This is a genomic window from Streptomyces sp. NPDC028308 (genome assembly GCF_055565855.1).
In genome coordinates this window covers 654,795-668,747 of sequence record NZ_JBVHTO010000001.1, presented here as the reverse complement: position 1 = coordinate 668,747, position 13,953 = coordinate 654,795, and the positions used below count along the sequence as shown (strand labels likewise).

Below are 13,953 nucleotides of genomic sequence, written 5' to 3'. Positions count from 1 at the left end.
GCACCACGGCCGCCGGCGGACACCCGTCCACCGGCGGTCGCGCATGTCGCCAGGGGCCCGGCCGGCGCGCGCCCGGCGCACACACCCCCCTTCGTACGGCAGAATTTCCGCCATGGGGATAGTCGCCGGGTTGGACAGTTCGCCCGATTTCACTCGTATCGTCGTCTGCGACACCGACACGGGTGCCGTGCTCCGGCAGGGGTATGCCCCGCATCCGGTCGAGAGCGCCGAGGGCGGCCGTCCCTCCGACGTCGACCCGCAGGCCTGGCTGCTGTCGCTGGGCGAGGCCGCGAGCGGCGGGCTCCTCGAAGGCGTCCAGGCCATCGGCGTCTCCGCGCAGCAGAACGGGCTCGTCCCCCTGGACGCGCAGGGCAACACGGTGCGGCCCGCGCTGGTCGGCGGGGACAAGCGGGCGCAGGTCGCGGCGGCGGACCTGATCGACGCGCTCGGCGGGCGCGAGGCGTGGGCGCAGGCCGTGGGCTGCGTGCCGCAGGCGGCGCAGCCGGTGACCAAGCTGCGCTGGCTCAGCCGGACGGAACCGGAGTCGGCGCTGCGCACCGCGGCGCTGCTCCAGGCGCACGACTGGCTCGTGTGGCAGCTGCTCGGGCGGCCCGCGCGGCGCACCACCGACCGCGGCGGGGCCTCCGGCACCGGCTACTGGTCGGCGGCCACCGGCGCGTACCGGCCGGACCTGATCGAGCTGGCGCTCGGGCACCAGGCGGTGCTGCCCGAGGTGCTCGGCCCCTCGGAGGCCGCCGGCACCACCCCGGAAGGGCTGCTGATCTCCGCCGGGACCGGCGAGACGATGGCGGCGGCCTTCGGCCTCGGGATCGGGCTCGGGGACGCCGTCGTGTCCCTGGGGGCCTCCGGGTCCGTGATGGCCGTGCACCCCGAGGCGCTGGTCGACTCCTCCGGGATGATCACCTCGCTGGCGGACGCCACCGGCATGCACCTGCCGGTCGTCCACACCCTCAACGCCGTACGGGCGCTGCGCGGCGCGGCCGAACTCCTCGGGCTGCCGGACCTGGAGAGCCTGTCCGACCTCGCGATGAAGTCGACGCCGGGAGCGCACGGCCTGGTCCTGCTGCCGTACCTGGAGGGCGAGCGGACGCCGAGCCTGCCGTACACGGCGGGGACGCTGGCCGGGCTCAGGCGGGAGTCGATGAAGCCCGAGCACCTGGCGCGGGCCGCCTTCGAGGGCATGCTGTGCGGGCTCGCGGACGCCCTGGACGTACTGCGCGGCCGGGGTGTCGACGTCCAGCGGGTGTTCCTGCTGGGTGCCGCCGCCGAGCTGCCCGCCGTCCAGGCCGCGGCGCCCTCGCTGTTCGGCGCGCAGGTCGTGGTGCCGCAGCCCGCCGACTACGCGGCGCTCGGCGCGGCCCGGCAGGCGGCCTGGGCGCTCGGCGCCTCGCAGGGCACCCTCGACCCCCGGCTGCCACCCGTATGGCGGGGTGCCGCCGCACAGGTGTTGGAGCCCGGCGAGGAGCTGGCCGTGGGTCAGGCCGTACGCCAGCAGTACGTGTCCGTACGGGAACAGACGCATCCCGGGGCGTTCCGGGTGTGAACGGCACGGCCGGGGCGGCGCCGCCCCGGTTCCCGGCCCCCGGGAAAGGGGCGGACCGGGCGGAGATTTCGTCCGTCCTTGGACCGCTCTTGGGTTAATCGGTTGAGGTAACACGGGTGGAGTGCCCGACGATAGGGGGTGGTGCACCACCCGATCCCTTCCGTCGACGACTCCGAGAGACCCCGCGTGCTCATACGACTTCTGCGGACCCACCTCAGTCCGTACCGCAAGCCCATCTCCCTGCTGGTGCTGCTGCAGTTCCTGCAGACCAGCGCCACGCTCTACCTCCCCACGCTGAACGCGGACATCATCGACAACGGTGTCGTGAAGGGCGACACGGGCTACATCCTGTCCTTCGGCGCCCTGATGATCGGCATCTCGCTGATCCAGGTCGTCTGCAACATCGGCGCCGTGTACTTCGGCGCCCGGACCGCCTCGGCGCTCGGCCGGGACATCCGGGCGGCCGTCTTCGACCGGGTGCAGTCGTTCTCCGCGCGTGAGGTGGGCCACTTCGGCGCGCCGTCGCTGATCACCCGCACCACCAATGACGTCCAGCAGGTGCAGATGCTCGCCCTGATGGCGTTCACCCTGATGGCGTCGGCACCGATCATGTGTGTGGGCGGCATCGTCCTCGCGCTCGGACTCGACGTGCCGCTGTCCGCGGTGCTCGTCGCGGTGGTGCCCGTGCTCGGCATCTGCGTCACGCTGATCGTGCGCCGGCTGCGGCCGCTGTTCCGGCTCATGCAGGTGCGCCTGGACACCGTGAACCGGGTGCTGCGCGAGCAGATCACCGGCAACCGCGTGATCCGCGCCTTCGTCCGGGACGGCTACGAGAAGGACCGCTTCCGCAAGGCCAACGGCGACCTGACCGAGGTGTCGCTGGGCACCGGGCGGCTGCTGGCTCTGATGTTCCCGATCGTTATGACGGTGGTGAACCTGTCCTCGATCGCCGTGGTGTGGTTCGGCGCGCACCGGATCGACAGCGGCGGGATGCAGATCGGCGACCTGACCGCGTTCCTCGCCTACCTGATGCAGATCGTCATGTCCGTGATGATGGCCACCTTCATGTTCATGATGGTGCCGCGCGCGGAGGTCTGCGCCGAGCGCATCCAGGACGTCCTGGAGACGGAGAGCAGTGTGGTGCCCCCGAAGGCGCCGGTCCTGGAGCTGCGGCGGCACGGGCATCTGGAGATCCGCGGCGCCGGGTTCCGCTACCCGGGCGCCGAGGAGCCGGTGCTGCGGTCCGTGGACATGGTGGCGCGGCCCGGCGAGGTGACCGCCGTGATCGGGTCCACCGGCAGCGGCAAGTCCACGCTGCTCGGGCTCGTGCCCCGGCTGTTCGACGCGACCGACGGGAACGTCCTGGTGGACGGCGCGGACGTACGGACCCTCGACCCGGGGCTGCTCGCCAGGACCGTGGGACTCGTCCCGCAGAAGCCGTACCTGTTCGCGGGGACCGTCGCCTCGAACCTGCGGTACGGCAATCCGGACGCGACCGACGACGAACTGTGGCACGCGCTGGAGGTGGCGCAGGCCAGGGACTTCGTGGAGCGGCTGGAGAACGGCCTGGACTCCCCCGTCGCGCAGGGCGGCACGAACGTCTCCGGCGGGCAGCGACAGCGGCTCGCGATCGCGCGGACGCTGGTGCAGCGCCCGGAGATCTACCTCTTCGACGACTCCTTCTCGGCCCTCGACTACGCGACGGACGCCGCGCTGCGGGCGGCCCTGTCCCAGGAGACGGCGGAGGCGACCGTGGTGATCGTCGCCCAGCGGGTGTCGACCATCCGGGACGCCGACCGGATCGTGGTGCTCGACGAGGGCCGGGTCGTCGGCACCGGCCGGCACCACGAGCTGATGGCGGACAACGAGACCTACCGGGAGATCGTGCTCTCCCAGCTGACGGAAGCGGAGGCTGCCTGATGGCCGGTCCCATGGGACGGATGATGGCCGGGGGCGGCCCCGATCAGCGCTCGATGGACTTCAAGGGGTCGGGCAGGAGGCTCCTGTCCCACTTCCGGCCCGAGCGCGGCACGATGTACGCGATGCTGGCCGCGGTCGTGATGAGCGTGGGCCTGTCGGTGGTCGGGCCGAAGATCCTGGGCCGGGCCACCGACCTGGTCTTCGCCGGCATCATCGGACGTGAGCTGCCCGGGGGCACCTCCAAGGCCGAGGTGCTGGAGTCCATGCGCGAGCGCGGTGACGGCGGCATGGCCGACATGCTCTCCGGCACCGACTTCACGCCGGGCCAGGGCATCGACTTCGACGCGGTCGGCAGGGTGCTCGGGCTCGCGCTCGTGGTGTTCGTGCTGGCCGGACTGCTGATGGCGGTGGCGACCCGTCTGGTGAACCGGGCGGTCAACCGGACCGTGTACCGGCTGCGCGAGGACGTGCAGACGAAGCTGTCGCGGCTGCCGCTGTCGTACTTCGACCAGCGGCAGCGCGGTGAGGTGCTCAGCCGGGCCACCAACGACATCGACAACATCGGGCAGACCCTCCAGCAGTCGATGGGCCAGCTCATCAACTCGCTGCTGACCATCGTCGGTGTGCTGGCGATGATGTTCTGGGTGTCGCCGCTGCTGGCGCTGGTCGCGCTGGTCACCGTGCCGCTGTCGTTCGTCGTCGCCACCCGCGTGGGCAAGCGGTCGCAGCCGCACTTCGTGCAGCAGTGGCGCACCACCGGCAAGCTCAACGCGCACATCGAGGAGATGTACACCGGGCACACGCTGGTGAAGGTGTTCGGGCGGCAGGAGGAGTCGGCGGCGCAGTTCGCCGAGCAGAACGAGAAGCTGTACGAGGCCGGGTTCAAGGCGCAGTTCAACAGCGGGATCATGCAGCCGCTGATGATGTTCGTGTCGAACCTGAACTACGTGCTGGTGGCGGTCGTCGGCGGGCTGCGGGTCGCCTCGGGGTCCCTGTCGATCGGTGACGTGCAGGCGTTCATCCAGTACTCGCGCCAGTTCTCGATGCCGCTGACGCAGGTCGCTTCGATGGCGAACCTGGTGCAGTCCGGCGTGGCGTCCGCCGAGCGGATCTTCGAGCTCCTCGACGCGGAGGAGCAGGGCGCCGACCCGGTCGCCGCCGAGCGGCCCGCCGAGGTGCGCGGACGCGTCGCGCTGGAGCACGTCTCCTTCCGCTACGAGCCCGACAAGCCGCTCATCGAGGACCTCTCCCTGAAGGTCGAGCCCGGTCACACGGTCGCGATCGTCGGACCGACGGGAGCGGGCAAGACGACGCTGGTGAACCTCCTCATGCGGTTCTACGAGGTCACCGGCGGGCGGATCACGCTCGACGGGGTCGACATCGCGCGGATGACCCGGGACGAACTGCGGGCCGCCATCGGCATGGTGCTCCAGGACACCTGGCTGTTCGGCGGGACGATCGCGGAGAACATCGCGTACGGCGCCACGCGCGAGGTCACCCGGGGCGAGATCGAGGAGGCGGCGCGGGCGGCCCACGCGGACCGGTTCGTCCGGACGCTGCCTGAGGGGTACGACACCGTAATCGACGACGAGGGGTCCGGGGTGAGCGCGGGCGAGAAGCAGCTCATCACGATCGCCCGGGCGTTCCTGTCCGACCCGGTCATCCTCGTCCTCGACGAGGCGACGAGTTCGGTGGACACCCGCACCGAGGTGCTCATCCAGAAGGCGATGGCGAAACTCGCCCACGGGCGGACGTCGTTCGTGATCGCGCACCGGCTCTCCACGATCCGGGACGCGGACACCATCCTGGTGATGGAGAACGGGGCCATCGTGGAGCAGGGCGCGCACACGGAGCTGCTGGAGGCGGGCGGCGCCTACGCGCGGCTGTACCAGGCGCAGTTCGCGCAGGCAGTCGCCGAGGTCGACTGACGGTCCGTCACCCTGCCGCCGATTCCGCCCCCTTCCGCCGCCTTCGCGCGCCGGAGGGGGGCGGAGCCGTCTGTCAGTCCAGGTAGCCGCGGAGCTGGTCCGCGAAGGCGTGGTCCCGCAGCTTGTTGAGGGTCTTGGACTCGATCTGGCGGATGCGCTCGCGCGTCACCCCGAAGATGCGGCCTATCTCCTCCAGCGTGCGCGGACGCCCGTCGGCCAGTCCGTAGCGCAGCTGCACGACCTTGCGCTCGCGCTCCCCGAGCGTGGACAGCACCGCCTCCAGGTGCTCGCGCAGCAGCAGGAACGCGGCGGACTCCACCGGGGACGCCGCGTCGCCGTCCTCGATCAGGTCACCGAGGGCCACGTCGTCCTCCTCGCCCACCGGGGCGTGCAGGGAGACCGGTTCCTGGGCCAGCCGCAGGACTTCGCTGACCCGCTCGCCGGGCAGGTCCAGGTGGGCGGCGACCTCCTCGGGCGTCGGCTCGTAGCCGCGCTCCTGGAGCATGCGCCGCTGCACCCGGACGACCCGGTTGATCAGCTCGACCACGTGGACGGGCACCCGGATCGTGCGGGCCTGGTCGGCCAGCGCCCGTGACATGGCCTGCCGGATCCACCAGGTCGCGTACGTGGAGAACTTGTAGCCGCGGGCGTAGTCGAACTTCTCGACCGCCCGGATCAGGCCCAGGTTGCCCTCCTGGACCAGGTCGAGCATGGTCAGCCCGCGCCCGACGTACCGCTTGGCGACGGAGACCACGAGCCGCAGGTTCGCCTCGATGAGCCGGCGCTTGGCCATCCGGCCCATGACGACCAGCCTGTCGAGGTCGAGGGCGAGCTGGCTGTCCAGGTCGCGGGCGAGCCGCAGCTTCTCCTCGGCGAAGAGGCCGGCCTCCACACGGCGGGCGAGTTCGACCTCCTCGGCCGCGGTGAGCAGGGGGATGCGGCCGATCTCGCGCAGGTACTGGCGGAACAGGTCCGAGGAGGGGCCGCTGGTGTCGGCGGCGCGGCTGCGGGGCGGTACGACGGGCTCGGCCTCCACGGCCTCCACGGCCTCGGCCTCGGGCACGTCGCTCCCGGGCGCCTCGTCGGCGTCGGCGGCCGGTCCGTCCGCTTCGGGCGGGTTCTCCGGCCGCGCCTCCGGGTGGTGCGTGGCACGGCTCTGCGGGGGGACCGCCGCGACGACGCCGTCTTCCGCGTCCGTGTCCGTGGTGTTGTCGGTCTCGGTGAGGGTCTGGGTCTGCACGGGGGCGACCTCCAGGAATGTCGCTGCTGAGGCATGCGGCAGCGGTACGTCGGGGATGGGGTCGACGGCCTCGCCGCTGTCCATCCCGTAGTCGTTTGGCGGAACCGCGGGGATGGGGGACCCGTCGCGTACGGGTCTGCCGCGCTCCGAGGACTCAGGCACCGCACCCCAGTGTGGAGTACGACACATCACCGCCACGAGGGGCGTGCGGTGACTTTTTGCGTCCGGTCCGTGACCGCATGATTACCCTGACGCACGAGTGCGCAGCCCGACGGAACCGAAACCCCCGGAAACAGGCGAACCGGGGGCCGTTCACCGGCGCGTGCCGGAGTGCGCCGGAGGCGCCGGGCCCGGCCGGGAGGTCAGAGGGCCGACGCGCCCCGTTCGCGCAGCGCCTGCCCGTACTGCTGGAGCACCCACAGTTCGTTCTGCACGGCGGCCAGCCTGGCCGGGTCGCCCTGGGCGCTCGCACGGGCCAGCGAACCCTGCACCTGCTGGATGCGCCGGTCCACGGCCCGTCTGCGGACCATGACCAACTGGTCGCCCGCGTAGGCCTCGTCGACGGTCCTGCGCATGATGGCCTCGACGGCGAGTTCCGTGACCATGGCGCGCACCACGTCGTCCGGGGCGGCGTCACGGACCCGGACCAGGTACTCCTGGGGGTCCTGGACGCCGTACTCCGCGCCGCCGGCGTCCATGATCGCCTGGCGGACCGCCGCGTACGGCGCGGCGGTGAACTCGTCGATGCCGTAGGCGTCGAAGGCCGGGGAGACCAACTCGGGCCGCTGGAGGGCCAGTTTGAGCAGCTCGCGCTCGGTGGCGAAGACCGGGTTGCGCAGGTTGAGCGCGGGGCCGCCGGGGGCCGCGCCGCCCGGTCGCTGAGCCGCCCCGTACGCCTGCTGGGGCCGCTGCCGCTCGGGCGCGGGGCCCTTGCCGCCGCGGTCGCGGGCCCAACGGGCCAGCTGCGCCACCCGCTTGACGACGAACTGCGTGTCGAGGATGCCCAGCATGCCCGCGAGCTGCACGGCGACCTCGTGCTGGGCGCCGCTGTTCTTGATGCGGGCGACGACGGGCGCCGCCTCGTCCAGGGCGGCGGCGCGGCCGGCGGGGGTCTCCAGGTCGTAGCGCAGGACGATCTGGCGCAGCGCGAACTCGAAGAGCGGGGTGCGGGGCTCCACCAGGTCGGCGACGGCCTCGTCGCCCTTGGCGAGCCGCAGGTCGCAGGGGTCCATGCCGTCGGGGGCCACCGCGATGTACGTCTCGGCGGCGAACTTCTGGTCGTCCTCGAAGGCGCGCAGGGCGGCCTTCTGGCCCGCCGCGTCGCCGTCGAAGGTGAAGATCACGCGCGCCGAGCCGTTGTCCATGAGGAGCCGGCGGAGGATCTTGATGTGGTCGGTGCCGAAGGCGGTGCCGCAGGTGGCGATGGCGGTGGTGATACCGGCCAGGTGGCAGGCCATGACGTCCGTGTAGCCCTCGACCACGACCGCGCGACTGGTCTTGGCGATCTCCTTCTTGGCGAGGTCGATGCCGTAGAGGACCTGCGACTTGCGGTAGATCGCGGTGTCGGGCGTGTTGAGGTACTTCGGGCCGTTGTCGGAGTCGTAGAGCTTGCGGGCGCCGAAGCCCACGACCTCGCCCCCGATGTCGCGGATGGGCCACATCAGGCGGCCCCGGAAGCGGTCGATGGGGCCGCGGCGGCCGTCCTGGGAGAGGCCGGAGAGGACCAGCTCCTTGTCCGTGAAGCCCTTGCCGCGCAGGTGGCGGGTGAGGTGGTCCCAGCCCTGGGGGCTGTAGCCGACGCCGAAGTGGGCCGCGGCGGCCTGGTCGAAGCCGCGCTCGGCGAGGAACTTGCGGCCCGCGTCGGCCTCGGGGCTGGTGTCGAGCTGCTCCACGTAGAACTGGGCGGCCGCCTTGTGCGCCTCGACCAGCCGGATGCGCTCCCCCCGCTGGTGGGAGGGGTTGTACCCGCCCTCCTCGTACCGCAGGGTGATGCCCGCCTGGCCGGCCAGGCGCTCGACGGCCTCCGAGAAGGTGAGGTGGTCGACCTTCATCACGAACGTGATGGTGTCGCCGCCCTCCTGGCAGCCGAAGCAGTGGAAGAGCCCTTTGCTCGGGCTGACCTGGAAGGACGGCGACTTCTCGTCGTGGAACGGGCAGAGCCCTTTCAGGTTGCCGCCGCCCGCGTTGCGCAGCTGGAGGTACTCGGACACCACGGCGTCGATCGAGACCGCGTCCCGAACAGCCTTCACGTCCTCGTCGTTGATCCGTCCTGCCACGCGTGAATTCTACGGGGACGGTGTGACAGCCGGGCGCCGCGGCAGGTCACGGTACGAGGGTCTCCAGTGGGACGTGCGGGTCGGCGAGGGCCTCGGTGTCCACGCGGGCCCGGGATCGGATCAGGGACTGGATGGGATCCGTGACGTCCCACACATTCACGTTCATGCCGGCCAGCACCCGTTCGTCCTTGACCCAGAAGGCCACGAACTGCCGCTTGCCCGCGTCGCCGCGGATGACCACCTGGTCGTAGGTCCCCGGCGGCGCCCAGCCGGAGTACTCCAGCCCAACGTCGTACTGGTCGGAGAAGAAGTAGGGCACGCGGTCGTACGTCGTCTCGCGGCCCAGCATCGCGCGCGCGGCGGCCGGTCCGCCGTTGAGGGCGTTCGCCCAGTGCTCCACGCGCAGCCGGGCGTCGAAGAGGGTGTGGTGGAAGGAGGCCACGTCGCCGGCCGCGTAGATGTCCGGGTCGGAGGTGCGCAGCCGCTCGTCGACCGCGATGCCGCCGCCGTGCGCGCGGTCGGCCAGGGTGAGGCCCGCCGTCTCGGCGAGGCCGGTGCGCGGGGCGGCGCCGATCGCGGCGAGCACGTCGTGCGCGGGGTGCTCCTCGCCGTCGTCGGTGCGGGCGGCGAGCACCATGCCGTCCTGCCCGGCGATCTCGGTGAGGCGGGCGCCGAAGTGGAAGCGGACGCCGTGCTCGCGGTGCAGCTCGGCGAAGAGCTGGCCGAGCTCGGGGCCGAGGACGCCGTGCAGCGGGGTCGGCTCGGGTTCCACGACGGTGACCTCGGCGCCGTACTCCCGGGCCGCGGCGGCGACCTCCAGGCCGATCCAGCCGGCGCCCGCGATGACGATGTGACCGTTGTCGCGGCCGAGGGCGGCCAGGACGCCCTTCAGTCGCTCGGCGTGGGCGAGGCGGCGCAGGTGGTGGACGCCCGCCAGGTCGGTCCCGGGGATGTCCAGCCTGCGGGGCTCGGCACCGGTGGCGAGGAGCAGCTTGTCGTAGTGCACGAGGGTGCCGTCGTCGCCGAACCGGACGGTCTTCGCGATCCGGTCGATGGCGTCGACGGTCTGGCCGAGGTGCAGCTCGATGTCGTTCTGCGCGTACCAGCCGGGTTCGTGGACGAAGACGCTGTCGCGCTCCTCCTTGCCGAGCAGGTACCCCTTGGACAGGGGCGGCCGCTCGTAGGGGTGGTCGCGCTCGTCACAGATCAGTATCACCCGGCCGGTGAACCCCTCCGCGCGGAGCGTCTCGGCCGCCTTCGCGCCGGCCAGACCTCCTCCGACGATGACGAATGTCTGATCCGCGTCGACCACTTGATGCCTCCTCGTAAGGATGTCGCCACATGCGAGCGTCCCGCACGCGGCGTGGTGCGGGAAGAGGGAGTGGCCCGATCAGGCCACGCGGGGTCACACCGCGCCGCCTCCGCCGGGGCGCGTGGTGAGCCCGAGGTGCAGGGAACGTGCCGAGGCGTCCGTGAGCGAGGCGATCTGGTCGACCACGACCCGCTTGCGGGCCCGGTCGTCGGGAGCCGCGTCGAACTGGGCTCGGAACTGCGGCTCCAGCCCGTCGGGGGCGCGGGCGGTGAGCGCCTCGGCCAGCTCGGCGACGACGATCCGCTGGTCGGCGCGGAGGATCTCCTGCTCGGCGCGCTGCATGACGTACCGGTCGGCGACCGCCTTGAGGACGGCGCACTCCAGGCGGGTCTCCCACGGGACGACCAGTTCCGCCGTGTACCGGGTGAGGCGTCCGGTGCCGTACCGCTCGCGGGTGGCGGCCTCGGCGGCCAGGCAGAAACGGCCGATGAGCTGGCTGGTGGCGTCCTTCAGCCGGGCCTGGGCGACCGCCGAGCCGTCGTAGCCGTGCGGCCACCACTCCTGGTCGAGGAGGCGGTCGAGGGCGGCGGCGAGCTCGGCGAGGTCGGTGCCGGCGGGCACGTACCGTGCGACGGCGACCGCGAAGACCGCGTCCCGTTCCGGTTCGGCGTGCAGGCAGTTGGGGTCGATGTGCCCGGCGTGCAGCCCGTCCTCGACGTCGTGCACCGAGTACGCCACGTCGTCGGACCAGTCCATGACCTGGGCCTCGAAGCAGATACGCGTCCCGGGGGCGCCCTTGCGGGCCCAGTCGAAGACCGGCCGGTCGTCCTCGTAGACCCCGAACTTCGGGGACCCGGGGGCGGTGGGGTGGCCGCCGCGCGGCCAGGGGTACTTGGTCGCGGCGTCGAGGGCGGCCCGGGTGAGGTTGAGGCCGACGCTGACCAGTTCGCCGCTCTCCTCGCTGCGGACGAAGCGCTTGGGCTCGATGCGGGTGAGCAGCCGCAGCGACTGCGCGTTGCCCTCGAAGCCGCCGCAGTCCCGCGCGAACTCGTTGAGGGCCTGTTCGCCGTTGTGCCCGAAGGGCGGGTGGCCGAGGTCGTGCGAGAGGCAGGCCGCCTCGACCAGGTCGGGGTCGCAGCCGAGGGCGGCGCCGAGCTCGCGGCCGACCTGGGCGCACTCCAGGGAGTGGGTCAGCCGGGTGCGGGGGCTGGCGTCCCAGGCCCGGGTGCGGGTGCCGGGCGTGACGACCTGGGTCTTGCCGGCGAGCCGGCGCAGCGCCGCGGAGTGCAGCACGCGCGCGCGATCGCGCTGGAAGGCGGTGCGGCCGGGACGCTTGTCGGGCTCGACGGCCCAGCGCTCGACGGCCGCTTCGTCGTACTCGCCGCGCGCGGACCGGTCCTCGCGGACCCGGCGCGGGGTGCTCTCGGTCTCGGACGAGGTCTTCGGTGCGGTGCCTTCCATGCCCCGACCCTAGGCCCTGTCGTCCGGATCACCCCAGTGCGGCCGGGTCCGGCACGCGCGCCCGCCGGGTTCAGGCCGAGGCCAGGGTGCGTGCTGCGGCGGACCCGGGGGCCGCGAGGGCCCGGTCGTAGCGGTGCAGGACGAGACGGGCCATCGCCGGGTGGGCGCCGAGCGGGGCGGCGGCGATCCAGGGGGCGGCCGCGGCGCACTCGGTGGCGAAGCGACCGGGGGCGGTGAAGTAGGAGGCGACGGCGACCCGGTGGCGGCCCCGGGCGGCGAGGGCGCGCACCGCGGCGGGCACGGTGGGCGCGGCGGCGGAGGCGTAGGCGGGCACGACCGGGACGCCGAGCCGCTCGGCGAGCAGCCGGGCGGTGCGGCGCGTGTCGACGGCCGCGTCGGGGTCGCGGGAGCCGGCCGCGGCGAGGACGACGCCACTGGCGCGGCGGGTCGCCTCGCTCATGCGGGTCCGCCAGCCCGCCTCGACGAGCCGCGCGTACAGCGTCTCGACGAGCAGCGGGTGCGGGCCGAGCGGGGCGGCGACCCGGCAGTCCAGCTCCGGGACGGCCGCCGCGGCCTGGGGGATGTCCTGCTTGACGTGGTAGCCGCGGCTCAGGAGCAGCGGTACGAGGACGGCCTCGCCGGTGTCCAGGGAGGCGAGCGTGTCGGGCAGCAGCGGTTCGTTGAGCTCGATGTGGCCGAGGCGCACGGAAAGGTGGGGGCGCAGCTCACGGACCCTCTCGGCCAGGGTCCGCACGGTGTCGAGGGCGCGCGGGTCGCGGCTGCCGTGGGCCACCATGACGAGCGCGGGCGGCGCCGGGCGGCGCGCGCCGCCGGGCGAGACGAGGCGGAGCTGGCTGCCGAGCTGGCTGGTGATCCGGTTCATGAGTTGCGCCGTACTGTCGAGGTGGGCGCCGCCCGGCGGCCGGCCGCCGGGGCGGTTCTGGGACTCGTCGTGTGCTGGTGTCGACGCCGTCATGGACCGATCCTGGCGGGGGGACGTTGCCACGCCGTTGCGCGGGCGTCACGGGTGTTTTCCGGCGGTTCACCGCGAGGCACCCGGGGGTGTGAGGGCTCGCCGGGCCTCTGTCGGCCGCGGTCCGGGACTCGGGGTGAGCCCTGTCACGGTCCTTTCCTGAACCGTACTCCCGTTCGCCGCGTCTCCCTGTGCCGAGGGCCGACGTCACCTGGGGGACACCGAACATGCGCCTGCCGCGCCCGAGCATCCGCAGACCGTCACCGCGTTCTTGGCTGCCCGCGGTGCGTCTGCGCCGGCCCTCCCTGCCGCGCACCCGCCAGGGGCAGCGGCGGGCCGTGCAGGCCGTCATGCTGCTGTGCGTGCTGGCGCTGTCGCCCGCGACCTGGATGTACGTGACGACGGGTGACCGGCTGCGGACGACCACGGACGTGCCGCGGACCGAGGTCGCGGTGGTGTTCGGCGCCGGCCTCTGGGGCGGTGAGCCCTCCCCGTACCTCGCGCACCGGCTGGACGCGGCGGCGGAGCTGTACCGGGCGGGGCGGGTGAAGGTCGTGCTCGTCACCGGGGACAACAGCCGGAAGGACTACGACGAGCCCGACGCCATGCGCGCCTATCTGACCGAGCGCGGGGTGCCCGGCCGGCGCATCGTCAGCGACTACGCCGGGTTCGACACCTGGGACTCCTGCGTGCGGGCGAAGAAGATCTTCGGGGTCGACCGGGCCGTGCTGATCAGCCAGGGGTTCCACATCCGGCGGGCGGTCGCCCTGTGCGAGGCGGCCGGGGTGCGGTCCTACGGCGTCGGGGTCGACGCTGCGCACGACGTGACCTGGTACTACGGCGGTACGCGCGAGGTCCTCGCGGCGGGCAAGGCCGCGTGGGACGCCGTGTTCGAACCCGACCCCCGCTTCCTGGGCCCCCGCGAGCCGGGAGTGGACCGGGCCCTGCGAACACCGTCCCGGTGACTCCGCGCGACTCACCCCACCCGGGGCTCCCCGGCCGAAGCCTCCTCCCCGACCCCCACGGGGCTCCGCCCCGGACCCCGCTCCTCAGACGCCGGAGGGGCTGGAATTTTCCTCCCTTGACTCAGACGACCAACGCCACCGAAGTCACCATGGCGCAGGCGGCAGGGGCCAGGAGTATCGGTCCCATGGGCGCGGGGAATTCCAGCCCGTCCGGCGCGCACGGACAAACGCTCGGCGCCAGAAAATTCAGCCCGTCCGGCGATTGAGGACCAGCGCGCAGCGCGACCCGACAGCACCCGGGCGAAGCCCCAGGC

At 72.7% G+C, this 13,953-nt stretch carries 9 protein-coding genes; 4 read left to right on the top strand and 5 right to left on the bottom strand.

The window, feature by feature from the left end; all coding sequences use genetic code 11:
• Positions 1-112 precede the first annotated feature (112 nt).
• From ACZ4VA_RS02765 to ACZ4VA_RS02755, 3 genes are all read left to right on the top strand, one after another.
• On the top strand, positions 113-1,564 hold the full coding sequence (locus ACZ4VA_RS02765) for a xylulokinase (RefSeq protein ID WP_402381739.1): 1,452 nt from the start codon (positions 113-115) through the stop codon (positions 1,562-1,564).
• Between the two features lie 186 nt (positions 1,565-1,750).
• Positions 1,751-3,484 (top strand): ABC transporter ATP-binding protein, encoded by a 1,734-nt coding sequence (locus ACZ4VA_RS02760; RefSeq protein WP_402381737.1) that lies wholly within the window; start codon positions 1,751-1,753, stop codon positions 3,482-3,484.
• Entirely contained in the window at positions 3,484-5,412 is a 1,929-nt protein-coding gene (locus tag ACZ4VA_RS02755) for an ABC transporter ATP-binding protein (protein WP_355785446.1), read from the top strand. Before ACZ4VA_RS02760 ends, ACZ4VA_RS02755 begins: the two co-directional genes overlap by 1 nt.
• A 73-nt stretch (positions 5,413-5,485) precedes the next feature.
• Here the strand turns inward: ACZ4VA_RS02755 and ACZ4VA_RS02750 are convergent, their stop codons facing one another.
• The 5 genes from ACZ4VA_RS02750 to ACZ4VA_RS02730 form a co-directional block, all read right to left on the bottom strand.
• Complete coding sequence (locus tag ACZ4VA_RS02750) at positions 5,486-6,814, bottom strand: RNA polymerase sigma factor (protein WP_389389488.1); 1,329 nt, start codon at positions 6,812-6,814, stop codon at positions 5,486-5,488.
• Positions 6,815-7,014: 200 nt separating this feature from the next.
• A complete protein-coding gene (gene dnaG, locus ACZ4VA_RS02745) occupies positions 7,015-8,928 on the bottom strand; it encodes a DNA primase (RefSeq protein WP_355786972.1) in 1,914 nt (637 codons plus the stop codon).
• Between the two features lie 46 nt (positions 8,929-8,974).
• Entirely contained in the window at positions 8,975-10,240 is a 1,266-nt protein-coding gene (locus ACZ4VA_RS02740; protein WP_355786975.1) for an NAD(P)/FAD-dependent oxidoreductase, read from the bottom strand.
• Positions 10,241-10,333: 93 nt separating this feature from the next.
• Positions 10,334-11,701, bottom strand: coding sequence for a deoxyguanosinetriphosphate triphosphohydrolase (locus tag ACZ4VA_RS02735; RefSeq protein ID WP_468079390.1), 1,368 nt, complete (start codon positions 11,699-11,701; stop codon positions 10,334-10,336).
• A 70-nt stretch (positions 11,702-11,771) separates the two neighbouring features.
• A complete protein-coding gene (locus tag ACZ4VA_RS02730; protein ID WP_356168415.1) occupies positions 11,772-12,677 on the bottom strand; it encodes a sirohydrochlorin chelatase in 906 nt (301 codons plus the stop codon).
• A gap of 224 nt (positions 12,678-12,901) precedes the next feature.
• On the opposite strand from ACZ4VA_RS02730, the gene ACZ4VA_RS02725 reads away from it, so the two are divergent.
• Complete coding sequence (locus ACZ4VA_RS02725; RefSeq protein WP_468079388.1) at positions 12,902-13,639, top strand: SanA/YdcF family protein; 738 nt, start codon at positions 12,902-12,904, stop codon at positions 13,637-13,639.
• Positions 13,640-13,953 lie beyond the last annotated feature (314 nt).

Coding starts and splice junctions, on each gene's coding strand:
- ACZ4VA_RS02765 (WP_402381739.1), top strand. CDS start 113: ATGGGGATAGTCGCCGGGTTGGACAGTTCGCCCGATTTCACTCGTATC.
- ACZ4VA_RS02755 (WP_355785446.1), top strand. CDS start 3,484: ATGGCCGGTCCCATGGGACGGATGATGGCCGGGGGCGGCCCCGATCAG.
- ACZ4VA_RS02735 (WP_468079390.1), bottom strand. CDS start 11,701: ATGGAAGGCACCGCACCGAAGACCTCGTCCGAGACCGAGAGCACCCCG.
- ACZ4VA_RS02730 (WP_356168415.1), bottom strand. CDS start 12,677: ATGACGGCGTCGACACCAGCACACGACGAGTCCCAGAACCGCCCCGGC.
- ACZ4VA_RS02725 (WP_468079388.1), top strand. CDS start 12,902: ATGCGCCTGCCGCGCCCGAGCATCCGCAGACCGTCACCGCGTTCTTGG.